23 protein-coding genes are annotated in these 23,215 nt (G+C 72.3%); 7 read left to right on the top strand and 16 right to left on the bottom strand.

Annotation, left to right across the window (positions count from 1 at the left end; genetic code table 11):
- Positions 1-31: 31 nt before the first annotated feature.
- Complete coding sequence (locus AB0398_RS05825; protein ID WP_366372538.1) at positions 32-823, bottom strand: metal-dependent hydrolase; 792 nt, start codon at positions 821-823, stop codon at positions 32-34.
- A 131-nt stretch (positions 824-954) separates the two neighbouring features.
- On the opposite strand from AB0398_RS05825, the gene AB0398_RS05820 reads away from it, so the two are divergent.
- Complete coding sequence (locus tag AB0398_RS05820) at positions 955-3,468, top strand: DUF3516 domain-containing protein (RefSeq protein WP_366372537.1); 2,514 nt, start codon at positions 955-957, stop codon at positions 3,466-3,468.
- Positions 3,469-3,482: 14 nt separating this feature from the next.
- Positions 3,483-4,349 carry an acyl-CoA thioesterase II gene (locus AB0398_RS05815; protein ID WP_366373008.1) on the top strand — a complete coding sequence of 289 codons (867 nt, stop codon included), beginning with the start codon at positions 3,483-3,485 and terminating at the stop codon, positions 4,347-4,349.
- Positions 4,350-4,352: 3 nt separating this feature from the next.
- Here AB0398_RS05815 and AB0398_RS05810 read toward each other — a convergent pair whose 3' ends face one another.
- Positions 4,353-5,423, bottom strand: a complete 1,071-nt coding sequence (locus AB0398_RS05810) for an RNA ligase (ATP) (protein WP_366372536.1) — start codon at positions 5,421-5,423, stop codon at positions 4,353-4,355.
- A gap of 101 nt (positions 5,424-5,524) precedes the next feature.
- A complete protein-coding gene (locus AB0398_RS05805; RefSeq protein WP_366372535.1) occupies positions 5,525-5,761 on the bottom strand; it encodes a DUF6011 domain-containing protein in 237 nt (78 codons plus the stop codon).
- Positions 5,762-5,804: 43 nt separating this feature from the next.
- Here AB0398_RS05805 and AB0398_RS05800 point away from each other — a divergent pair, with 43 nt between their 5' ends.
- Both AB0398_RS05800 and AB0398_RS05795 read left to right on the top strand, forming a co-directional pair.
- Entirely contained in the window at positions 5,805-6,287 is a 483-nt protein-coding gene (locus AB0398_RS05800) for a glutathione peroxidase (protein WP_366372534.1), read from the top strand.
- Positions 6,280-7,062, top strand: coding sequence for a putative protein N(5)-glutamine methyltransferase (locus AB0398_RS05795; protein WP_366372533.1), 783 nt, complete (start codon positions 6,280-6,282; stop codon positions 7,060-7,062). Before AB0398_RS05800 ends, AB0398_RS05795 begins: the two co-directional genes overlap by 8 nt.
- Positions 7,063-7,087: 25 nt before the next feature.
- Here AB0398_RS05795 and AB0398_RS05790 read toward each other — a convergent pair whose 3' ends face one another.
- The 13 genes from AB0398_RS05790 to AB0398_RS05730 form a co-directional block, all read right to left on the bottom strand.
- Positions 7,088-7,891, bottom strand: a complete 804-nt coding sequence (locus tag AB0398_RS05790; RefSeq protein WP_366372532.1) for a hypothetical protein — start codon at positions 7,889-7,891, stop codon at positions 7,088-7,090.
- 48 nt (positions 7,892-7,939) lie between these two features.
- Positions 7,940-8,482, bottom strand: coding sequence for a nuclear transport factor 2 family protein (locus AB0398_RS05785; RefSeq protein ID WP_366372531.1), 543 nt, complete (start codon positions 8,480-8,482; stop codon positions 7,940-7,942).
- Between the two features lie 38 nt (positions 8,483-8,520).
- Positions 8,521-9,168 (bottom strand): hypothetical protein, encoded by a 648-nt coding sequence (locus AB0398_RS05780; protein WP_366373007.1) that lies wholly within the window; start codon positions 9,166-9,168, stop codon positions 8,521-8,523.
- 152 nt (positions 9,169-9,320) lie between these two features.
- Positions 9,321-9,851: a hypothetical protein gene (locus tag AB0398_RS05775; RefSeq protein WP_366372530.1), complete on the bottom strand. Its 531-nt coding sequence runs from the start codon at positions 9,849-9,851 to the stop codon at positions 9,321-9,323.
- Positions 9,848-11,125 carry an MlaD family protein gene (locus tag AB0398_RS05770; protein ID WP_366372529.1) on the bottom strand — a complete coding sequence of 426 codons (1,278 nt, stop codon included), beginning with the start codon at positions 11,123-11,125 and terminating at the stop codon, positions 9,848-9,850. Before AB0398_RS05770 ends, AB0398_RS05775 begins: the two co-directional genes overlap by 4 nt.
- Positions 11,122-12,420, bottom strand: coding sequence for an MlaD family protein (locus tag AB0398_RS05765; RefSeq protein ID WP_366372528.1), 1,299 nt, complete (start codon positions 12,418-12,420; stop codon positions 11,122-11,124). Before AB0398_RS05765 ends, AB0398_RS05770 begins: the two co-directional genes overlap by 4 nt.
- A complete protein-coding gene (locus AB0398_RS05760) occupies positions 12,417-13,442 on the bottom strand; it encodes an MCE family protein (protein WP_366372527.1) in 1,026 nt (341 codons plus the stop codon). Before AB0398_RS05760 ends, AB0398_RS05765 begins: the two co-directional genes overlap by 4 nt.
- Positions 13,439-14,488, bottom strand: coding sequence for an MCE family protein (locus AB0398_RS05755; RefSeq protein ID WP_366372525.1), 1,050 nt, complete (start codon positions 14,486-14,488; stop codon positions 13,439-13,441). The genes AB0398_RS05760 and AB0398_RS05755 overlap by 4 nt, the downstream gene beginning before the upstream one ends.
- A complete protein-coding gene (locus tag AB0398_RS05750; protein WP_366372523.1) occupies positions 14,485-15,540 on the bottom strand; it encodes an MlaD family protein in 1,056 nt (351 codons plus the stop codon). Before AB0398_RS05750 ends, AB0398_RS05755 begins: the two co-directional genes overlap by 4 nt.
- Positions 15,537-16,790, bottom strand: coding sequence for an MCE family protein (locus tag AB0398_RS05745; RefSeq protein WP_366372522.1), 1,254 nt, complete (start codon positions 16,788-16,790; stop codon positions 15,537-15,539). Before AB0398_RS05745 ends, AB0398_RS05750 begins: the two co-directional genes overlap by 4 nt.
- Position 16,791: 1 nt before the next feature.
- Positions 16,792-17,598, bottom strand: a complete 807-nt coding sequence (locus tag AB0398_RS05740; protein ID WP_366372521.1) for an ABC transporter permease — start codon at positions 17,596-17,598, stop codon at positions 16,792-16,794.
- Positions 17,599-17,603: 5 nt separating this feature from the next.
- On the bottom strand, positions 17,604-18,368 hold the full coding sequence (locus AB0398_RS05735) for an ABC transporter permease (protein ID WP_366372520.1): 765 nt from the start codon (positions 18,366-18,368) through the stop codon (positions 17,604-17,606).
- The gene (locus AB0398_RS05730; protein ID WP_366372519.1) at positions 18,365-19,378 is read right to left on the bottom strand and encodes an ATP-binding cassette domain-containing protein; all 1,014 of its coding nucleotides are present in this window, start codon (positions 19,376-19,378) and stop codon (positions 18,365-18,367) included. The genes AB0398_RS05735 and AB0398_RS05730 overlap by 4 nt, the downstream gene beginning before the upstream one ends.
- A gap of 698 nt (positions 19,379-20,076) precedes the next feature.
- Between AB0398_RS05730 and AB0398_RS05725 the strand changes: the two genes are divergently transcribed.
- The 3 genes from AB0398_RS05725 (at position 20,077) to AB0398_RS05715 (ending at position 23,201) form a co-directional block, all read left to right on the top strand.
- Complete coding sequence (locus tag AB0398_RS05725) at positions 20,077-20,706, top strand: hypothetical protein (protein ID WP_366372518.1); 630 nt, start codon at positions 20,077-20,079, stop codon at positions 20,704-20,706.
- A 103-nt stretch (positions 20,707-20,809) separates the two neighbouring features.
- Positions 20,810-21,445 carry a hypothetical protein gene (locus AB0398_RS05720; protein WP_366372517.1) on the top strand — a complete coding sequence of 212 codons (636 nt, stop codon included), beginning with the start codon at positions 20,810-20,812 and terminating at the stop codon, positions 21,443-21,445.
- Positions 21,446-21,566: 121 nt separating this feature from the next.
- Entirely contained in the window at positions 21,567-23,201 is a 1,635-nt protein-coding gene (locus tag AB0398_RS05715; RefSeq protein ID WP_366372516.1) for a DUF6801 domain-containing protein, read from the top strand.
- Positions 23,202-23,215: the final 14 nt, after the last annotated feature.

Raw genomic sequence — 23,215 nt, 5'->3', positions numbered from 1 at the left:
CCGGTGCGGGCCCTCCCTCGTACGCCACGGGCTACAGCAGGCCTAGCGCGAAGACCGCGCCGAGCCCGCCCAGGAGCATGAAGACGGGGGTGAGGACCTTCAGCTCGACCCAGCTTCCGGCCCGGAACCGCATGAACCTGGGCGGGCCGACCGGGTACCAGAACTTGCGGCCGACGGGTATGGGCCAGAGGACCGGGCAGCCCGAGACCGTCAGGGCGTCGCCGATGTCGTGGACGAGGGCGCCGAGGACGATCGGCAGCCCGAGCCACAGGTACTCCTGGCCGGGACCGGTGAAGAACCAGTTCGCGCCGTTGCCGGGGTCTTCGAGGATGTCCGCCATGATCCAGGCGCCGGCCGCGCCGAGCAGCCAGACCAGGACATCGCTGGAAGCGCGGGCGGCCTTCCACAGGAGGCCTTCCACGGCCAGGACGAGGTGGACGAAGAGGAGGGCGAGGACCGCCCACCGGCCGCCGCTGACCGCCGCCGCGGAGGCCCCGACGCCCATCAGGGCCGCCCAGAGCCAGGTGTGGGTGAGGGTCCGGTGTCCTCCGGTCCGCCGGGGGTCGGCCTTGGAGCGGGTGGCCTGGTAGACGGCGTACGACAGCTTGTCGATGATCCCGCAGAGGATCTTGGAGAGGGGTCCGAAGGAGCGCGATATGGTCGCGGACTTGTGGTCGAGGTCGGGGGCGAGGGCCGCGCCCGCGCAGATGAGCGCGCCGACGACGAGTACCGGCCAGGGCATCGGGCGGTCGTAGGCCGCCGCGAGGGCCCCGACCCCCAGCCAGGCCGCCGCTCCGGACAGTGAGTGCGCCGGTCCCATCATGGTTGGCCCGCCCCGTTTCTCCCCTGCCGGCGCTCGGTTGGCGCCCGGTCGACGGACGAGCCTACCGCCCGTGATCAACACCGTGGGTGGCCGGTTCCCTCCTCGGAACGGAATCCAGGCAAGATGGGGGCGTGACCCTTATCGACCAGCTGCCGCCGACCGCCGACCCCGACGCCCTCTTCGAGGCCTTCTCCTCCTGGGCCGGGGAGCGGGGCATCACGCTCTACCCGGCCCAGGAAGAGGCGCTGATCGAGGTCGTCTCCGGGGCGAACGTCATTCTGTCCACCCCCACCGGATCGGGAAAGTCGCTGGTCGCGGCGGGTGCGCACTTCACCGCGCTCGCGAACGACCAGGTGACCTTCTACACCGCGCCGATCAAGGCGCTGGTGTCGGAGAAGTTCTTCGACCTGTGCAAGCTCTTCGGCACCGAGAACGTCGGCATGCTGACCGGCGACGCCTCCGTGAACGCGGACGCGCCGGTGATCTGCTGCACGGCGGAGGTCCTGGCCTCGATCGCGCTGCGGGACGGCAAGTACGCCGACATCGGCCAGGTCGTCATGGACGAGTTCCACTTCTACGCCGAGCAGGACCGCGGCTGGGCCTGGCAGATCCCGCTGCTCGAACTCCCCCAGGCGCAGTTCGTCCTGATGTCGGCGACGCTCGGCGACGTGTCGATGTTCGAGAAGGACCTGACCCGGCGCACGGGACGGCCGACCTCGGTGGTCCGCTCGGCGACCCGGCCGGTGCCGCTCTCGTACGAGTACGTGCTCACGCCGATCACGGAGACCCTGACGGAGCTCCTGGAGACCAGGCAGGCGCCCGTCTACATCGTGCACTTCACGCAGGCGCAGGCCGTCGAGCGCGCGCAGTCGCTGATGAGCATCAACATGTGCACGCGCGAGGAGAAGGACAAGATCGCGGAGTTGATCGGCAACTTCCGCTTCACCACCAAGTTCGGCCAGAACCTCTCGCGGTTCGTGCGCCACGGCATCGGCGTGCACCACGCCGGCATGCTGCCGAAGTACCGGCGGCTGGTGGAGAAGCTGGCGCAGGCCGGTCTGCTGAAGGTGATCTGCGGGACGGACACGCTCGGCGTGGGCGTGAACGTGCCGATCCGCACGGTGCTCTTCACTGCCCTCACCAAGTACGACGGCAACCGGGTGCGGACGCTGCGCGCCCGGGAGTTCCACCAGATCGCGGGCCGGGCCGGCCGGGCCGGCTTCGACACCGCCGGCTACGTGGTCGCCCAGGCCCCCGAGCACGTCATCGAGAACGAGAAGGCGCTCGCGAAGGCCGGCGACGACCCGAAGAAGCGCCGCAAGGTGGTCCGCAAGAAGGCCCCGGAGGGCTTCGTCGCCTGGAGCGACACGACCTTCGAGAAGCTGATCGCGGCCGAGCCGGAGCCGCTGACCTCCCGCTTCAAGGTCACCAACATCATGCTGCTCTCGGTGATCGCCCGGCCGGGCAACGCCTTCGAGGCGATGCGCAAGCTCCTGGAGGACAACCACGAGCCGCGCAAGGCGCAGCTGCGGCACATCCGCCGGGCCATCGCGATCTACCGCTCGCTGCTCGACGGCGGCGTGGTGGAGCAGCTCGACGAGCCGGACGCCGAGGGGCGGACGATCCGTCTGACCGTCGACCTCCAGCAGGACTTCGCGCTCAACCAGCCGCTGTCGACGTTCGCGCTCGCCGCGTTCGACCTGCTCGACCCCGAATCCCCCTCGTACGCCCTGGACATGGTGTCCGTCGTGGAGTCGACGCTCGACGACCCGCGCCAGATCCTGGCCGCCATGCAGAACAAGGCGCGCGGCGAGGCGGTCGGGAGGATGAAGGCGGACGGCGTCGAGTACGAGGAGCGGATGGAGCGGCTCCAGGAGATCTCGTACCCGAAGCCGCTGGAGGAGCTGCTCTGGCACGCGTACAACGTCTACCGGACGTCGCACCCGTGGGTGGGCGACCACCCGGTGTCGCCGAAGTCGGTCATCCGCGACATGTACGAACGGGCCATGTCCTTCACCGAGTTCACCTCCTGGTACGAGCTGGCGCGGACCGAGGGCATCGTCCTGCGGTACCTGGCGAGCGCGTACAAGGCGCTGGACCACACCATCCCGGACGACCTGAAGACCGATGACCTGGAGGACCTGATCGCCTGGCTGGGCGAGATGGTGCGCCAGGTGGACTCCTCGCTGCTCGACGAGTGGGAGCAGCTGGCGAACCCGGAGGTCCAGACGGCCGAGGAGGCCCAGGAGAAGGCCGACCAGGTCAAGCCGGTCACGGCCAATGCCCGCGCCTTCCGGGTCCTGGTGCGCAACGCCCTGTTCCGCCGGGTGGAGCTGGCCGCCCTGGACAACGTGGACGCGCTCGGCGAGCTGGACGCGGAGTCCGGCTGGGACGCGGACGCGTGGGGCGAGGCGATGGACGCGTACTGGGACGAGTACGACGACCTCGGCACGGGCCCGGACGCGCGCGGTCCGAAGCTGCTCGCCATCGAGGAGGACCCGGCGCACGGCCTGTGGCGCGTCCGGCAGACCTTCGCCGACCCGAACGGCGACCATGACTGGGGCATCGGCGCGGAGGTGGATCTCGCGGCCTCCGACGAGGAGGGGCGCGCGGTCGTCCGCGTGACGTCCGTCGGACAGCTGTAGGAGGAGTTTCCGTGGTGACCAATCCCGCCGAGAGACTGGTGGACCTGCTCGACCTGGAGCGGATCGAGGTCGACATCTTCCGGGGCCGCAGCCCGCAGGAGTCGCTCCAGCGGGTCTTCGGCGGGCAGGTCGCCGGCCAGGCCCTGGTGGCGGCCGGCCGGACCGTGGAGGACGACCGGCCGGTGCACTCGCTGCACGCCTACTTCCTGCGGCCGGGCCGTCCCGGGGTGCCGATCGTGTACCAGGTGGAGCGGGTGCGCGACGGACGCTCGTTCACGACCCGCCGGGTCACGGCGGTACAGGAGGGACGGACGATCTTCAATCTGACGGCCTCCTTCCACCGGCCGGAGGAGGCCGGGTTCGAGCACCAGCTGCCGCCCCGGCACCTGACGGACCCGGAGAGCCTGCCGAGGCTGGTGGACGAGATCCGCGACCACCTGGGCGAGCTGCCGGAGGCCCTGGAGCGGATGGCCCGCCGACAGCCCTTCGACATCCGCTATGTGGACCGGCTGCGCTGGACGAAGGAGGAGGTCGAGGACGCGGATCCGCGCAGCGCGGTGTGGATGCGGGCCGTGGGGCCGCTGGGCGACGACCCGCTGGTCCACACCTGCGCCCTGACGTACGCCTCGGACATGACCCTCCTCGACGCCGTCCGCATCCCGGTCGAACCCCTGTGGGGCCCGCGCGGCTTCGACATGGCGTCGCTCGACCACGCGATGTGGTTCCACCGGCCGTTCCGGGCGGACGAGTGGTTCCTGTACGACCAGGAGTCCCCGATCGCCACGGGCGGCCGGGGACTCGCGCGGGGCCGGATCTACGACCGCGAGGGCAGGCTCCTGGTGTCGGTGGTCCAGGAGGGCCTGTTCCGCGCGCTCGGCTGAGCGTCACTCGAACTCGGTGCCGCCCTTGCGGGTGAGGTAGGCCGGGCTGACCGCCTTGGCGATGGCCCGGCCGCCCAGGACCGGGCTGTACCGCTCGGTCACGGGCCGGACGACGACGCCCTCCCGCAGGTGCGCCTCCCGGCCGGATACCGTCTCCCGGCCGCTCGCGTGCGCGAGGACGGTGTCCAGGTCGTACGGGCCGGAGTACAGGCGCGGGACGAGCGGGACCTCGCCGGGCTCCAGGACCTCGGCCGGGTCCAGCCAGCGGACCTGTCCGTCGATCTCGGCGGACACGTCGAACAGCGCGTACCCGACGGTCTCGCTCCGGGCGTCGGCGCCGTACGCCAGGTCCTGGACCCCGGAGCCGTACACCTCGCCGAAGAGGCCGACGCGGCGGGCGCCGAGGCGCTTGGCCAGGCGCTCGGCGACGGCGGCCAGGCCGTGGCCGTGGACGGCGCGCCAGTACAGGTTGCGCGGGTCCTCCTTGAGCGCGAGGCCCTTGGCCCCGAAGCCCTTGGAGGAGACCTGGACGCGCCCGTCCCCGGCCCCGTACGTCAGCAGGCAGGCCGTGCCGTGCAGCTTCTCCGTCAGGACGACGGGCTCGCCGGGCTCGAAGACGTCCGGATACCGCTGGAGGTTCTCGACGTCGACCCAGGGCAGCAGGTCGGGCGCGCGCTCCACGTCCCCGCTCATGTGCGTCGGTATCGGCGGCACCCACTTGACGATGCCGAGCCGCTCCGCGAAGTCGGTGCCCTCGGCCGCGGCCCGTACGAGGTCGGTGTCCGCGAGGGCGGCGGGCCGACAGACGAGCCCCTGGGACAGCTCCCCGCGCAGCCGCACCGCCTTGACCCGGTCCGCGTTCCCCCCGGCGAGGCGCCCGGTCAGTCCCAGCTCCTCGATGAGCGCGGCGGGCAGCACCGCCTGCTCGGGGATGTAGACGGCGGCGTCGCCGGTCTCGTAGACGCCCTTGGCGACGACGGCCCGGTAGAGGCCGACCTGGGCCAGTTCCAGGGCGTCGGCGTCGGGATGGGGGTGGACGGTCAGGACTTCGGCGGTGACGCGCAGGGTCGACATGGTTCAGGACTCCGGTTCCGGTGGCTCGGGTGTCGTTCTCATCCCGGTCACCCTGCCGGGCCGGGAAACCGCTGGCCCACCGGTTTTCGCGGCTGGTAGCGTCACGCGCCCGAATCGCCAGGCGGGTCCAGGCCCGGCAGGACGTCCTGCTCCACCTCGTGGCGGCGGGTGCGGATGTCCGGGCCCGGCGGATGGAGCTTGGCGTCACAGGTCGGGCCGAGGCCGGTGCGGCGCGAGTCCGCGCCCTTCAGGGGGCGGCCGCAGAGCCGGCACCGGATGCGGCGCGGCGCCCCCTCCGTCGTGGAGTCGATCGCGATTGCCATTAGTTCGTCGCCCATGGTCAGATCAAACCCCATCCCCCCGTGCGCACGAGGAGCGGCCATGAGCCTGTACGACATCCCGCTGAAGACCCTGAACGGCGAGCCGGTCTCCCTGGCCGACTACCGGGACCGCGCGGTCCTGGTCGTGAACGTCGCCTCCAAGTGCGGTCTGACCCCGCAGTACGCGGGCCTGGAGCGGCTGCAGAAGGAGTACGGGGAGCGCGGCCTCACCGTGCTCGGCGTGCCCTGCAACCAGTTCGCGGGCCAGGAGCCGGGCAGCGCGGAGGACATTCGGACGTTCTGCTCGACGACGTACGGGGTGTCCTTCCCGCTCCTGGAGAAGACGGACGTCAACGGCGCGGACCGCCACCCGCTCTACGCGGAGCTGGTGAAGGTCGCGGACGCCGGGGGCGAGGCCGGTGACGTGCAGTGGAACTTCGAGAAGTTCCTGATCGGCCGGGACGGGCAGGTCACGCGCTTCCGTCCGCGCACCGAGCCGGACGCCCCCGAGGTCGTGGCGGCCATCGAGGCACAGCTTGCCTGACGTGGCGTACGGCGCGGGGGTGGTCGAGCGGCTGCGGGCCGCCGGGTGCGTCTTCGCCGAGGAGGAGGCCGCGATGCTGCTCGCGGCGGCGCCCGGGCCCGCCGAGCTCGACCTGATGGTCGAGCGGCGGGCCTCCGGCCTGCCGCTCGAGCACGTCGTGGGACGGGCGGAGTTCGCCGGGCTGCGGATCGTCGTCGGCCCCGGGGTGTTCGTGCCCCGGCGGCGGACCGAGTTCCTGGTCGAGCGGGCCGTGGCCCTCGCCTCGCCCGGCGCGCTCTGCGTCGACCTGTGCTGCGGCTCGGGCGCGGCGGCCGCGGTGCTGCTCGACCGGGTCGAGGGCGCGGAGGTGCATGCCTCGGACGTCGAGCCGGCGGCGGTGGACTGCGCCCGGCGGAACGTCGAACCGCGCGGCGGCCGGGTGTACGAGGGGGACCTGTTCGCGCCGCTGCCGCCGGAGCTGCGGGGCCGGGTCGAGGTCCTGGTCGCCAACGTGCCGTACGTGCCCACCGGGGACATCGGCCTGCTGCCGCCCGAGGCCCGCGACCACGAGCCGCTCGTCACGCTCGACGGCGGCCAGGACGGCCTCGACGTGCTGCGGCGGGTCGCCGCCGGGGCGCCGGAGTGGCTGGCGCCGGGCGGCCACCTGCTGGTGGAGACGAGCGAGCGGCAGGCCGAGCGGGCGGTGGGGGCGGTCTCCGCGCACGGCCTGGAGGCGCGGATCGCCACGTGCGAGGAGCTGTGCGCGACGGTGCTCGTCGCCACGCGGGCGGGGTGACGCCCACGAGTGGCGGAGTGGCCGCTCAGCGGCCGAAGGTGTCGATGTTCTCGACGAGCCAGCGGCCGTCCCGGTGGACGACGTCCACGGCGAACATGGCGCCCGCGTAGACCCCCTGGTCCTGGGCCTTCGGCTGTTTGCCGCCGGTCTTGGCGGTCCCGGCCGTGCTCACGCTGCTCTGGTCGGCGTAGACCAGGACCCGGGCGCGTTCGCCGTCGATCCGCTCGACCGCGCTGTCGGTGACCGCCGTGGTGATCACCGTCTTCTGCTCGGCCGCCCGGGCGAGGACCCCGCCGAGGAGCGTCCGGTGCTGTTCGACCGCCTTCCCGGTGAGGAGGGTCTTCCCGGCCCTCTCGAAGGGGGCCGTGTCGGCGTGGTCGTAGGAGAAGAGCGCGGCGACGGCCGCGGCGGTCTGCCCCTTGATCTCGCTGGTACGGGCGAGGTCGGTGAGGGCGGTGTTGCCGCGCGCGGGGTCGTCGCGGAGCTCTCCCGCCCGGCTGTGCGCCCATCCGGCGAAGCCGCCGAGGAGGAGGGTCAGCACGCAGAGGACCACGAGGGGGGCGGGGCGGCGTGACGGGGTCCTGTCCCCGGTGGCCTCCCGCCCCGGCTCCCCGGCCCTCTCCCGTACGGGCTTCGCCGGTGGTCCCTTCCTCTCCGGCGCCTCGTCCTTCTCCCGTACGGGCTTCTCCGCCGACCGCTGCCGGGGGGCGGTGGCGGGCTCGGTCAGGAGGCCCACGGAGGCGCGGGGGCGCGGGGCCGTGCCCTCGGGCGCGGCGGCGAGGGCCTGGCGGCGGCGCTGGCGGTTGAGGTGGTGGCGGGGCGTGGGCATCGTGCGTCGTCCTTTCGGGTGCGGGCGGCTCTCGCGGGTGCGGTCCGGTCAGCCGGCCGCCGTGCCGCCCACGGGGGCCTGCCCCAGGGCACTGAGCTTCCACTGCCCGTCGGTCCTGGTGAGTTCGCCCAGCATGCGGCTGTCCTTGTCCGTGCTCTTGCTGTCGGGCGTCGTGACGGTGATGCGGAGGGCGACGAGCAGCCGGGCCCGCCCCGCGCGGTCGTCGAGTTCCGTGACGGCACCGGACAGCACCCGGGCCGTGGTCACCGTCTTCGCGGCCTTCACCTGCCCGGCGAACTCCGTCCGCCCGTCCACGAGTTGCTTGTGGAGCTCGCCGGTCGTGGAGGACTCCCAGAGGTCGAGGCCCTGGTCCACGCGCCGGTGGTCGAGCGTGTTGAGGTTCTGCACGGCCTGCTCCCCCGCCGCGAGCGCCCGGTCGCGCTGCACGGCGTACGCGGCGGAGTCGTCGTGGGCCGCGGCGTACCAGTCCCGGCCCGCCCAGGCCGCGAAGGCGCCCGCGACCAGGGTGAGGACGAGGGCCACGGCCAGGGCCGGGCGGATGCCCGCCGGGGTGCGGACCGCGCGTGTCATGGGGTTCTCCCGTCTCCCGCTCGTGCGCGTGCTCACGCTCAGCGGGCCTTGATGTCGACGATCAGCCACCGGCCGTCCCGGAACTCCGCGGTGACGGTGAGCTGGGCGGCGGCGGACGTGGCGGGCGCCTCGCCCCGCCGCGAGGTCTGGTCGAGGAACACGAGGAGGCGCGCGGTGTTCCCCTTGAGCTCGATCACCCCGGTGCGGACGGCCTGGGTGGTGAGGGTGATGCGCTGCTCGACCAGGCCGGCGCGGACCTGCGCGAACAGGTCGGCGTACTGGCGGGCGGCGCGTCCGCCGAGGACGGTTCCGGCGGAGCGTCCGGCGGCGTCCGGCTGGGCGGGGGCGTAGGAGAAGACCCGGGCGAGGCCTTCGCCGACGTCGCCGCCGACGCGGGTGGTGGCGGCGGTGTCGGTGAGCGCGTGGTTGCGGGCCGACGGGGTCGACCGGAGCTGGTGGGCCCCGTAGAAGAACGCGCTCCCGCCGAGGAGGAGGGCGACGACGGTCGCGACGAGGGCGATCCGCCGCAGGCGGGGGGTGAACCGGCCGGTGGCGGTGCGGGTGCCGGTGCCCGGGCCGCTGTCACCGTGGTCCGGGGCGTCCGTCCCGGAGTCCTCCGGGACCGGGGCCTCTCCGGCGGGTCCGTCCGCCGGGGCGGCCGTCTCCGGGGCGGCCGTCTCCGGGATCGTCCCGGCCGCCGTCGCTCCGGGGTCCCGGACCTTCCCGTCCGTGTCCCCGGACGGCCCGGTCGTCGTCTCCTCCGGGTCCGGCGAGGCGTACCGGGGTGTTTCCCCCGTGCTCTCCGGAACCCGGCGGACCGTTCCGCGCAGCAGTCGCGTCACTCGTCCCCGCCCTCCTTCTTCTCGTTCTCCTCCGCGCCGGCTACGGGGACCGCGCTCAGGGCCGCGACCTTCCACGTGTTCTCGCCGGTGCGGGTCAGGACGGCTTCCAGGCGCTTGCGGTCGGTGGCCGGGGCGGTGCCCCCGCGCGGGGTGACGTCGACGCGCACGGTCGCGATGAGCTTCGCCGTGCCGGCGCGCGTGTCGAGGGCGGTGAGCGCCGCCTCGGTGACCTCGGCCCGCGCCGAGGCGCCCACCGCGGGCGCGGTGCGGCCCAGTTCGGTGCGGAGCGGGCCGGTGGAGGCGTCGCGCCAGGCCCGTACGCCCGCTTCGGCGCGCTCACGGGTCGAGGCGTCGAGCGTGTTCAGGACCGTGAGACGCTGCCGGCCCTCGGTGAGCGCCGCGTCCCGCTCGCGGCCGAAGGAGAGGCCCTCGTCGGAGCGGGCCTGCGCGTAGGTCCACGCGCCGGTCCCGCAGAAGCCGAGGGCGACGACGAGGGCGCCGGTGCCGAGGATCCTCGCCCGCCTCACCGCGCGCTCCCGGTGCCCAGGCCGAGGAGCCCGGCCATGTCCGTCGGCCCGGCGCCCTGGCCGGGCAGCGCGAGCGCGCCGGGCAGGGCCTGCTTCCGCGGGTCCGCCGTACCGGTCGCGCTGCCCGAGGGCAGGGAGCCCGGCTTGGCGGGGGCGGGCACGGGGCCGCCCTTCGGGGCGTTCGCCGAGCCCCGCACGTTGATCCCGGCCGCCGCGGAACCCGTGCAGGCCGCGCCGGTGTTGAGGGCGGGCGCGGTGCCCAGGTCGAGGCCGTTGCGGTAGCGCGTGCCGCCGTACCCGGAGGTGCAGGGCAGCGGTTTGAAGAAGGTGACGGCCATGCCGAAGTTCACCTTTCCGCCGTCGACGGCGGTGGCTCCGGCCGAGACAGCCGCCGGGTACTTCACGAGCAGTTCCTCGATGCCGCGCTGCCGGGTGACGGCGACCTCCGAGGTGGTCAGGAGGTTGGCGAGGACGACGCCCAGGCTCGGGTCGAGGTCGCGCAGGAGGCCGCTGACCTGGCCGGCCGCGTCGGGGGTGACGGTCAGGACGCGCCGCAGGTCGGCGTCGGAGCCCTTGAGGGCGGCGGCGAGGTCGCGCGCTCCGGTGGCGAAGCCCCGGATGGCGCGGCTCTCGTCGGCCTGGGTGCGCAGGACGACCTCGCCGTCGTTGATGAGCCGGGTGGTGGACGGCAGGGCCAGGTCGGCGGCCTGGACGAACGCGCTGCCGTTGTCGAGGAGGGCCTGGAGGTCGTCGCCGTGTCCCTCGAAGGCCTTGCCGAACTCGTCGACGACCGTGCGCAGGGACTCCAGGGGTACGGAGGCGGTGAGGTCGTTCATGCTGGTGAGCACGTTGGTGACCGGGGCCGGCACCTGGGTGTCTTCCTGTTCGATGCGGGCGCCGTCGGCGAGGTAGGGGCCGCCGTCGCTCTCGGGGCGCAGGTCGACGTACTGCTCGCCGACGGCGGAGAGTCCGGCGACCACGGCCTGCGCGTCGGCGGGAATCCGGGGGGCCGACTTCTTGATGCGCAGTTCGGCGACGACCCCTTCGGCGGTGAGGCCGATGTCGCCGACGCGTCCGACGGAGACGCCCCGGTAGGTGACGTCGGAGTGGGTGAACAGGCCTCCCGTACGGGCGAGGTGGACCTTGACGGTGTAGTGGTCGGCGACGCCGACGTGGCGGCCGAGGTCGGCGTAGCGGACGCCGACGAAGCCGAGGACGAGGACGGCGATGACGAGGAACGCGAGGTTCTTCAGCCGTACGGTGCGGGTGATCACCGGTTCTCGCCTCCGTGCGTCGGGGTGCCGCCCGTGCGGACCGGGGGCAGCGGCAGGGTCGGCCCGGCGCTCTGTCCCCGGCGGGCGCCCGGCTCGGGCTCCGGTTCGGGCTCGGGCTCCGGTTCCGGTTCGGGTTCGGGTTCCGGGTCGGTCGTTTCGGGGGACGACGGGGTGGGGTCGGGGGTGGGCTCCGCCTTGGGGATCAGGGGCGGGATCACCTCGGTGCCGGGGGCGGCGGCGAGGTGCAGATAGGCGTTGAGGTAGTCGCCCTTGATGCCCCGCATCACCTCGTCGGTGAAGGGGTACGTCAGCAGGACCTGGAGGGATTCGGGCAGGTCGGCACCGGCGTCCGCGAGCGCTTTCAGGGTCGGCGCGAGGGCCCTCAGATCGGCGACCATGTCCTTCTTGCTGGCGTTGACGGTGGAGACGGCGACGCCGGACAGGGTGTCCAGGGCGCGCAGCATGGTGAGCAGGGAGCCCCGCTGGTTCTCCAGCGTCTTCAGGCCGGGCGAGAGGCCGGTGAGGACCGTGTCGACGTCCTTCTTGCGGCCGGCGAGGGTGGCGGAGAGCCGGTTGATCCCGTCGAGGGCGCGGGTGATGTCGCCGCGGTGCGCGTCCAGGTCGGTGACCAGGGTGTTCACCCGCTTCAGCATCGAGCGGACCTCGGGCTCGCGTCCGCCGAGCGCCGCGTTGAGCTCCCGGGTGATGGTCTTGAGCTGGTTGACGCCGCCGCCGTTGAGCAGCAGGGACAGGGCGCCGAAGACCTCCTCGACCTCCGTGTTCCGGCCGGTGCGCGCCAGCGGGATGACGCTGCCGTCGACGAGCCGCCCGCCGTCGTTCCGCCGTGCGGCCGCCTGCCGCGCGCCGCCCCGCTCGGTGCCGCTCCGGTTCGGCGCGACGAGCTGGACGTACTTCTCGCCCAGGAGGCTGGACTGCTCCAGGCGGGCGCCGGCGTCGGCGGGCAGCCGGACGTCGCCGTTGATCTTCAGGGTGACCCGGGCGGTCCAGCTCCCGGGCACCAGCTCGATGGCGGTGACGCGCCCGACGGCGACGTCGTCGACCTTGACCGCGGACTGGGGCACGAGGCTCAGCACGTCCTGGAGTTCGGCGGTGACCGTGTAGGGATGGGAGCCGAGGTCGGCGCCGCCGGGCAGCGGCAGGTCCTCGATGCCGTCGAACCGGAGCGGGTTCGCGGGGACCGCGCCGAGGACGACGGCGATGCCCAGGCCGAGGGCGACGGTGGCGACGGCTCCGGCGCCGAGGAGCTTCCCCGAGGGCGAGGTGCCGCGGCTCATCGCTCCCCCTTCCCGGTGCCCGCCGCGGAGCCGCCGGCCACCGGCAGCGGGAGCAGCGGTCCGCCCAGGCTGATCTCGTTGAGGTTGGCGCGGCCGTCGAGGGTGCGGGTGGCCGGATTGTAGGCGTTGACGAGGTTGCCGGCGGCGAGCGGGCCGACGTCGAGGGCCTCGGCGAGGGAGGCGCGCTGGTCGACGAGGGTCTGGGTGAGGGGCACGAGCCGGTCGACGTTCTTCTTCAGCTCGCCGCGGTTGTCCTTGATGAAGGTCTTGACCTGGGCGAGGGCCTTGCCGAGCTCCTTGAGGGCGCCGGTGAGGTCGTCCTTGTTGTCGGCGAAGTAGCCGACGACCTCGTCCAGGCGCTCCTGCGCGGTGCGGACGTCGCCGTCCTTGTCCTTGAGCATGGTGGTGAAGGTCTGGAGCTGTCCGAGGCTGGTGAACAGCTGCTCGCTGCTGCCGTCGAGGGTCTTGGCGGCCTTGCCGAACTCCTCGATGGAGGTGCCGATGGCGGCGCCGTTGCCCTTGAGGTTCTTCGCGCCGGTGTTCAGGAGCTCGGACAGGGCTCCGGCGGAGTTGGCGCCGTTCGGGCCGAGCGCCTCGCTCAGTTCGGTGATCGACGCGTAGAGCTGGTCGATCTCCACGGGGACGCGGTTGCGGGAGGCCGGCAGTTCGGCGCCGTCGGCGAGGGCGGGGCCGGTGCTGTAGGCGGGGGCGAGCTGGACGTAGCGGTCGGCGACGATGCTCGGGGCGACGACGGCGGCCCGGGCGTCGGCGGGGACGCGGACGCCCTCGTCGAGGTGGAGCCGGACGCGGACGCGGGTGCCCTGCGGTTCGACGGACTCGACCTCCCCGACCCGTACGCCGAGGACGCGCAGGTCGGATCCGGCGTAGACGCCGACGGCCCGGTCGAAGTAGGCGGTGATGCGGGTGCCGTCGGGTTCGAGGACGCGTACGGCGACGAATCCGCAGGCGGCGAGCACCACGAGGGCGAGTCCGGCGGCGAGGGGCGTTCTGGGCTTGGTCATCGTTCACCGCTCCCCTTGGCCGTCGCCGTCTGTTTCGGCGGCAGGCATCCGGTCGTGGGCTGCGAGGCTTCGGGCAGGTAGGTCCGGGGGACCACGCCGCACAGGTAGCTGTCGAACCAGCGCCCGTTGCCGAGGGTGTTGCCGACGAGGCGGTAGTACGGACCGACGAGCGCGAGGGTCTTGTCGAGCTGGCCGCTGTTCTTCTCCAGGACGGCGGTGACGCGGCCGAGGGCCTTGAGGGTCGGGCCGAGCTGCCGGTCGTTGTCGCCGACGAGGCCGCTGAGCTGGGTGCCCAGCTCCCTGCTGCCCCTGAGCAGGGCGCGGATGGCGTCGCGGCGCTTCTTGAGCTCCCCGAGCAGGGAGCCGCCGTCCTCGATGAGCGTCTCGAAGCTGGACTTCTTGTCCTCCAGGGTCTTGGTGAACTTCTTGCTGTTCTCCAGGAGCCGGGCGAGTTCGGTGTCGCGCTTGGAGACGGACCGGGACAGCTCGGACAGGCCGGTGGCGGCGTTGCGGACGTGCGGCGGGGAGTTCTTGAAGGTGTCGGAGATGGTCTCGAAGCTCTCCGCGAGCTTCTCGGTGTCGATGGCGTCGGCGGTGCCGCTGAGGTCCTGGAAGGCCTGCGTCACGTCGTACGGGGAGGTGGTGCGGGACCGCGGGATGCGGGTGCCGGGGTCCTGCGGGGCGGAGCCCAGCGGGTCGAGCGCCAGGTACTTCTCGCCGAGGAGGGTCTTGATGGCGATGGCGGCGGTCGACCGGTCGCCGACCCAGGCGTCGCCGACCTCGAACGTCACCTTGACCTTGGGTCCGTCGAGGGCGACTCCGGTGACCTTGCCGACCTTGACGCCGGCGATGCGCACCTCGTCGCCCTCGTCGAGTCCGGCGGCCTCGGTGAAGTCGGCGCTGTAGGCGGTGTCGCCGCCGACGAGGGGGAGCCGTTCCACGTTGTAGGCCAGGGCGGCGAGGAGGGCGAGGAGGAGGAGTCCGACGAGGGCGACGGCGACGGGGCTGCGTTCCTTGACCGGCTTGAACCGGGGGCGGGCGCTCATCCGCGGCACCTCGATTCGGTCACGGTGACGCCGGTCGGGGGCTTGGAGCCGTCGGAGGTTCCCACGCCGCTCACGCGCGCCTCGCAGAGGTAGAGGTTGAACCACGACCCGTACGAGGAGAGGCGGGCCAGGGCGGTCAGCTTGGCGGGGGTGTTGGCGAGGAAGGACTCGATGCGGGGGGTGTGCTCGCCGAGGTTCCCGGAGAGCCGGCCCAGTTCGCGGATGTCCTGCTTGAGGGGGGCGCGGCCCTCCTGGAACAGTCCGGCGGTCGTGGTGGTGAGGTCGCCGATGGCCTGGACGGCCTGGCCGAGGGGCTTGCGGTCGGCGTTGAAGCCGGTGACGAGCTTCTGGAGGGTGACGACGAGCTCGTTGAAGCCGGCCTCGCGGGTGTTGAGGGTGGTCAGGACGGTGTTGAGGTGGGTGACGACCTGGCCGATGACCTCGTCCTTGGCGGCGACGGTCTTCGTGAGGGAGCCGATGTGCCGCAGGAGGCTGTCGACGGTTCCGCTCTCGCCCTGGAGGACCTGGACGAGGGAGCCGGCGAGGTCGTTGACGTCGGCGGGCGAGAGGCCCTCGAAGAGCGGCTTGAAGCCGTTGAACAGCAGGGTGAGGTCGAGCGCGGGCGTGGTGCGCTCCAGGGGGATGGTGTCGCCGTCCTGGAGGGTGCCGGCGAGGTCCCCGCTGCCGCGGTCGAGGGAGACGTACCGCTGGCCGACCATGTTGAGGTACTTCACGGCGGCGGTCGCGGAGCGGGGCAGGGAGCGGTCCTCGCGGACCGTGAAGGTGACCTGGGCGGTGCGCCGTTCGACGACGCGCACGCCGGTCACCTCGCCCACCTTCACCCCCGCGATGCGGACGGAGTCGCCTTCGGAGAGGCCGGTGACGTCGGTGAAGAGCGCCTTGTACGAGCGGGTGGCCGAGCCGACGCCGGTGTTGGCGATGCTGAGGCCGAGGACGGTGGTGGCGAGGGCCGTGACGAGGACGAACACCAGGGACTTCAGGACCGTCCCGGTCAGGCCGCGCCGTCGCGTGTGGGCGGGGGGCTTCGTCATCGGAGGGTCACCTCCGCTCCGCGGAGGGCCGGTCCGGCGAGGAGGCTGCTCCAGTCCGGCAGGTCGCCGGGCCGCTTCTTCGCGGCGGGGGCGAGGAGTTCGTTGACGAGGTCGTTCTCCTGCGGGGAGTTGGCGGGCCCGAGGTCCTGGTCGGCGGCGGCGGAGGCCTGGGCGGCGGGTGCGGCCGGGACGCCGAGGTAGGGCACGGGGTGGCAGCGCGGGCCGCCGCCGGAGCCGTAGGAGGGGGCGTCGCGTCCGGGGGCGTAGGCACCGCGCGCGGGCACGGTGGTGACGTTCACGTGGATTCCCGGCCGGTTCGTGCCCTTGCCGAGCGCCTTGTCCATGGCGGGCACGAACTGGGCGAGGGTGCGCAGGGTGCAGGGGAAAGACGGGGAGTACTCGGCGAGCAGCTCCAGGGTGGGCCTGCTCGTGGCGCTGAGCCGGATGATGTTGTCCTTGTTCTGGCGCAGGAAGGCGGTCAGGTCCTGGGCCGTGCGGGTGGTGGCGCCGAGGGCGCCGGCCAGTTCGGCCTCCTTCTCGGCGAGGGTGCCGCTGGTGGTGGTGAAGTCGGTGAGCGCGGTGACGATGTCCGGGGCGGCGTCCGCGTAGAGGTGGCTGACCTTCACGAGTTCTTTCAGGTTGCGGTTGAGGGCGGGCAGCTGGGGGTTGAACTCGCGGAGGTGGGAGTCGAGTTGGCCGAGGGTGTCGCCGAGCTTGTCGCCGCGTCCCTCCAGGGCCCGGGAGACGGCGGAGAGGGTCGCCGAGAGCTTCTGCGGCTGGACGGCAGTCAGCAGCGGCAGGACGTTGTCGAGGACCTGCTGGAGTTCGACGGCGTTGCCGGAGCGGTCCTCGGGGATGACGGCCCCGGGGCCGAGCGGTTTCGCCGAGGGGTTCGCGGGTGGTACGAGGGCGACGAACCGTTCGCCGAACAGCGTGGTGGGCAGCATCTGGGCGCTTACGTCGGAGGGGACGTGGTCCAGGGTCCCGGGCCGCATGGCGAGGGTGAGCCGGGCTCCGGTGCCGGTGGTGTCGATGGCGCGGACCTCGCCTATGACGACGCCGCGCAGTTTCACCTCGGCGCCGAGGTGCATCTCGTTGCCGACGCTGCCGGTCTCGACGACGACCGGGTCGGAGTCGGTGAAGCGCTTGTCGTAGACGGCGACCGCCAGCCAGGCGAGCAGGGCGGGCACCAGCAGGAAGACGACGCCGGCGGACCGGCGGCGCAGGGTCTCGCCTCGTGGATCGCTCATCTCACCCCGCCACCTTCACGGTCGTGGTCGCGCCCCAGAGGGCCAGCGACAGGAAGAAGTCGGTGACGCTGATCAGCACGATGGCGTTGCGCACGGAGCGGCCGACGGCGATGCCGACGCCGGCGGGGCCGCCGGAGGCGCGGAAGCCGTAGTAGCAGTGGGCGATGATCACCATCACGCTGAAGATCAGCACTTTGAGCACCGACAGGAGGACGTCCGTCGGTGACAGGAAGAGGTTGAAGTAGTGGTCGTAGGTCCCCGCCGACTGGCCGTTGAAGAGGACCGTGATGTAGCGGGAGGCCAGGTAGGAGGAGAGCAGGCCGATCGCGTAGAGCGGGACGATGGCGACGACGCCGGCGATGATCCGGGTGGTGACCAGGTACGGCATGGAGCGGATGCCCATGCCTTCGAGGGCGTCGACCTCCTCGTTGATGCGCATGGCGCCGAGCTGGGCGGTGAAGCCGGCGCCGACGGTCGCGGAGAGGGCGAGTCCGGCGACGAGCGGGGCGATCTCCCGGGTGTTGAAGTAGGCGGAGACGAAGCCGGTGAAGGCGGCGGTGCCGATCTGTTCGAGGGCCGCGTGGCCCTGGAGGCCGACGACGGTGCCGGTGAAGAGGGTCATCGCGACCATCACGCCGATGGTGCCGCCGATGACGCCGAGGCCGCCGGAGCCGAAGGCGACCTCGGCGAGGAGCCGTTGCACCTCCTTGAGGTAGCGGCGCAGGGTCCGCGGGATCCAGAGCAGCGCCCTGACGTAGAACAGGAGCTGGTCGCCGGAGCGGTCGAGCCAGACGAACGGGGAGGCCATCGGCCTCAGCCTCCCTTCGGCGGGACGATCTGCAGGTAGATGCCCGTCAGCACCATGTTCACGAAGAACAGCAGCAGGAAGGTGATGACGACGGACTGGTTGACGGCGTCGCCCACGCCCTTGGGGCCTCCGCGGGGGTTGAGTCCCCGGTAGGAGGCGACGATGCCCGCGATGAACCCGAAGATCAGGGCCTTGAGTTCGCTGATGTAGAGGTCGGGCAGCTGGGCAAGGGCGGAGAAGCTGGAGAGGTAGGCGCCGGGGGTGCCGCCCTGGAGGACGATGTTGAAGAAGTAGCCGCCCAGGGTGCCGACGACGGAGACCATGCCGTTGAGGAGCACGGCGACCGCCATGGTGGCGAGGACGCGCGGGACGACCAGGCGCTGCACGGGCGAGACGCCCATGACCTCCATGGCGTCGAGCTCCTCCCGGATCTTGCGGGAGCCGAGGTCGGCGCAGATGGCGGAGCCGCCGGCGCCGGCGATCAGGAGGGCGACGATGAGCGGGCTGGCCTGCTGGATGACGGCGAGGACGCTGGCGCCGCCGGTGAAGGACTGGGCGCCGAGCTGCTGGGTGAGCGAGCCGACCTGGAGGGCGATCACGGCACCGAACGGGATCGAGACGAGCGCGGCCGGCAGGATGGTGACGCTCGCGACGAACCAGAACTGCTCGATGAACTCCCGGAACTGGAAGGGGCGCCGGAAGACGGCCCGGCTCACCTCGGCGGCGAGGGCGAAGAGGCGGCCGGTCTGCCGCAGCGCGCCGGTGATCACGCGCCGCTCCCGGCGGCCGGCATGCGCGGGGTGGGCGCCCCGGCGGTCCGCGCGTAGGTGTCCTGGATGGCGGCGCGGGCGGCGGGCGGCAGCCGGTCGAGCATGGCGAGGACCCGCTCGCGGCGGCGTGCGACGGCCGCGCGGGGCGGCAGGCCGGGCGAGGGTTCGAGCTGCGGGACGATGACGCGGGGCGCGGCCGTCCGTACGCCTCCGGCGCCGTCCGCCTCGGCGGCGAGGGTGGCGGCGTCCTTCTCCTCGGACATGCCGATGGGACCTTCGCGGCGGCCGGCGAGGAACTGGGTGACGACCGGTTCGTCGCTGGTGAGGAGGACTTCGCGGGGGCCGAAGGTGACGAGCTCGCGCCGGAAGAACATCCCCATGTTGTCGGGGACGGTGGCGGCGATGTCCAGGTTGTGGGTGACGATGAGCATCGTCGCGTCGATCCGCGCGTTGAGGTCGATGAGCAGCTGGGAGAGGTACGCGGTGCGGACGGGGTCGAGGCCGGAGTCCGGTTCGTCGCACAGCACGATCTGCGGGTCGAGGACGAGGGCGCGGGCGAGGCCGGCGCGCTTGCGCATGCCGCCGCTGATCTCGCCCGGCAGCTTCCCCTCGGCGCCGAGGAGGCCGACGAGTTCGATCCGCTCCATGACGATGCGGCGGATCTCCGACTCCCGCTTGCGGGTGTGCTCGCGCAGCGGGAAGGCGATGTTGTCGAAGAGGGTCATGGAGCCGAAGAGGGCCCCGTCCTGGAACATGAGGCCGAAGAGCTTGCGGGTCTCGTAGATGTCGCGTTCGGGGCTGCTGACCATGTCGACCCCGTTGATGAGAACACGGCCGCGCTGGGGTTTCAGCAGTCCGATGAGCGATTTCAGGAAGACCGTCTTGCCGGTTCCGGAAGGGCCGAGCATCACGCTCACCTCTCCGGCCGGCAATGTCAGCGTCACGTCCTGCCAGATGTTCTGCTTGCCGAAGGACATGGTCAGACCCTCAACGGCTACTTCGATTCCCATACCACCTCCAGCAGGCGTGAGTCGGGCGTGCGCCGCGGGCGCACGTTAAGTCGGTGCGGATCACCGGGACAATAGGCGCGGCGCCGCAATCCTTGATCCGCTTCCGTACTTGTCACCGCGGAGACAAACTTGGAGCTGTCTTTGTCTCCGCCGAGACACAGTGGGCATCGCTTCTCCCCAGGGCCCGGCGGGCGGGTCTCCGCCGGCGGAGTTCCGCCCCGGTGCGGCGCCCGGGTCGACCCACAGGGCTGCGCCGACCTGCGACTGAGCACCGCCCGGGGAACGTTACGGCCGAGTAACCTCCCGGGGCAATACCGGGTTCCGAGTTTTCGGAAGACAGGGGAGAACGGCCGGATATTTGTCATCGGGGAAACAGTTCCGCCGTCCGGATTATCACCGGGAAGAGCGAATACAAGCCTCTCGGGGCCGTCGCGCCACGGCTTGTTCCGAACGCTCGGACGATCGATCATAATTGTCGACATTGCGCACCCAGGAACCAAGGCGATTCCCGTTACCGCTCACCGGCCTGACAGGCAATGGGGCAACTTGAAAGAATCTTGGACTTCGCCATTGTTCAGCTAAGTTTCCCGCAAGTAACGTCAGGTTTCGCAGCCGGGGAATCCCGTGCCGCCGGCCGCTCGTCCCCCTCCAACGCGGCCACCCTCTGCTGGTCAATCCCCAAGGAGAGTCCCAGAGCCATGAAGAAGCCCATCAGAAAGCTCGCCGTCGTCGCAGGTGGCGCCTCCGCCGCCCTCGCCCTCGCGGTCTCCCCGGCCACGGCCGTGCCCTCGACGGTCTGGACCGTCACCCCGTCGCCGGCCAGCATCACCGCGGTCAACAGCGGGAACATCGTCCTCAGCGTCAACGGCATCGCCATGACGTGTACGAAGTCGAACGGCACGGGCACGGGGCAGAGCACCACCGGCAACCCGGCCACCGTCGGCACCATCAACTCCATCGCCTTCGGTGCCACCGGCGCGCCCTGCACCAGCCTCCTGGGCAACGTCACCACCGTGGCGACCACCCCCTGGACGATCGTGGCGCAGGACTACACCGCCGGGACCGGCGTCACCAAGGGCCACGTCGGCAACGTCGACGCCAAGGTGACCGTCGGCGCCTGCGTCTTCCGCGTGACGGGCAAGGCCTCCGGGACGTACACCAACTCCACGGGCGCGCTCGCGGTGAACAGCCTCGCCGGTGAGCTGACCGTCGTCTCGGCGACCAACTGCGGCAGCGCGGTGCCGGTCGGCGCCAAGCCGACCTTCAAGGGCACGTACCTCTTCAAGGCGGGCTCCGTCATCCCGACGATCGTCGGCTCCAACCCGTAAGGCGCAGGAACCCGCGTCCGTCCGGCCGGCGACCCCGGCCGGGCGGGCACGGGCCTGTCCGCGCCCCGGCCACCGGTCACGTCCCGAGGAGAGCCCGCACGCCATGAAGAAGCCGATCGGAAAGTCCGCCGTCGCCGCGGGAGCGGCCGCGGCCGCGCTCGTCCTCACGGCGGCCCCGGCCTCGGCCGTGCCCTCGACGGTCTGGACCGTCACCCCGTCGCCGGTCGCCTTCTCCGCGAAGAACGCCGCGAACCTCGCGATCTCCATCAACGGCGTCGCCATCACGTGCACCACGTCGTCCGCCTCGGGCACCCTCCAGAGCTCCGCCGGCAATCCGGCGACCGTCGGCGTCATCAGCTCGATCGCCTTCGGCGCCCCCGGCACGCCCTGCACCAGCGTCCTGGGCAACATGTCCATGGTCCCGACCACCCCCTGGACGATCGTGGCGCGGGACCACACCGCCGCGACGGGCGTCACCAAGGGCCACGTGGGTGGCATCGACATCAAACTCACCTGGGGCGCCTGCGTCTTCCGCGTCCGGGGCACGTCCTCCAGCACGTACACCAACGCGACGGGCAAGTTGTCCGTCGCCGGCGTCGCCGGAGAGCTGCCCGTCGTCGCGTCCACCAATTGCGGCGCGGCCATGCCGGTCGGCGCCAGCCTGCTCCTCAAGGCCGACCTCCTGCTCAAGAAGACGGGCACCACCACCGTCCCGACGATCGTCGGAACCAACCCGTGAAGCCCCGTACGGCCTCGTGAAGACCCGCACAGCACCCCACAGGGCGCCTTCGCGGGCTGTCCGCACCCCTCGCCGGCCTCCTCGTCCCGTCGGCGCACGACTGATCCGAGCGGAGCAACAGATGAGAGGCCCACGGCCCACCACCCGCCCCTCCCGCGTCCGGGCGCGCGGCGCGACGATCGCCGCGTTCGTGGCGCTCGCCCCCCTCCTCCCGGCCGCGGCGGCCGCCGTAGAGACCCTGAAGGTCGACACCGCGCTGTCCTACGTCTGCGACCTGCCCTCGGGACCGCAGACCGCGACGGTACGGATCACGGCGGCCTTCCCCGAACGGGCCTCGGCGGGAGAGGAGGTACGGCCCACCGACGTCACCACCACCGTGGAACTCCCCGCGGCGGCCGTCGCCGACCTGAAGGCCCTCAAGGCCGCCGAGGTCCGGGCGGAGACGGCGCTCGGCGTCGCCGTGGGCCAGAACGGCCGGGAGACGGGGGCCGCCTGGCGCGGCACCGCGCAGCCGGTCGGCGTACCGGCCGAAGGGCCGCTGGCGCTGGTCACGACCGGCGAGGTCCCGGTCGTGACCACGAGCGCCGCCGGGGACCTCTCCTTCACCGCGGGGAACCTCGACGTCGGCCTCGCCCTGAGCGCGGCCGACGGCACGCCCGCCGACCTCGCGTCCCTCTCCGTCCCCTGCACGCCGGACGCGGACGCGGAGCAGGGCGGACCGCTCGCCACCGTCCCGGTCGCCCCCGGTCCCTCCACCGGGGAACCGAGCGGCTCCCCCTCGCCGTCGGACTCCGCCCCGCCCTCCTCCTCCCCGTCGGCCCCAGGGCCGGACCCCTCGGGGAGCCAGGACGGCGGGACCCCGACGCGCGGCCTTCCGCAGACCGGGGAGAGCGGCCCCGGAGCCGGGAGGCCCCGGGAAGGGGCACCGGCCGGAGCCCCCGAGGTGGCGGACGCGGCGCCCGGGGCGTCGGCCGGCGCACGCTCCGCACCCACCTGCCGCAACGAGCAGGCGACCCCCACCACCCTGACCGCCTACATCACCGGCTACTCCAACGTGCGCAAGCTGAACGGCGCCAACATCATCCCGGTGTCCTGCGTCTTCATCGAGCAGGGCGAGCCCGGGGTCGAGTTCCGGCCGGATGGGATGCACGTGGTCCAGAAGTCGGACGCCGACCTCTTCCACGAGGGACGCAAGCAGACCCCGCCCTTCAAGGCCACCTTCCTGACGTTCGGCTTCGCCCCGACCACGGCGACCCTGGTCCTGGAGCAGGTGGGGCCCATGAGCGTCGAGTCGGACATGCTCGCCAACTTCCCCGTCTACACCTCGGACGCCTACGTCCGCGCCGCCCTCGTCCTGCGCGTGCTCGACGCCCGGGTCAACGGCACCCCGCTGGACGTCGGCCCCTCCTGCCGTACGGAGAAGCCGCTCACCTCAGTCGAACCCGACCCCGCCAAGTACCCCGGGGACCACCTGGTGCTGCACGGCAGGGGACGGCAGGTCATCCCCGACCCCGCCACCGGCTACCAGCTCACCAGCGGCGGCGCGCTCACCGGCGAGGTGACCATCCCGGCCTTCAAGGGCTGCGGGGCCGGGGGCGAGAACCTGGACCGGCTCTTCACCGCCTCCATCTCCGGTTCCGGCAACTACATCAAGCAGATCCAGGGCCAGACCTGCTCCGCCGGCCTGGAGGACCCGCCCATGGACCAGTGCACCGAGGACCGCCAGCCCCTGGTGATCCCCAAGCCCGAACGCTGAACCGGCACGCCCGC

It is taken from the genome of Streptomyces sp. NPDC086147 (genome assembly GCF_040702165.1).
In the GTDB taxonomy this organism is placed as follows: Bacteria; Actinomycetota; Actinomycetes; order Streptomycetales; family Streptomycetaceae; genus Streptomyces.
This window is presented reverse-complemented; position numbering and strand designations above follow the sequence as displayed.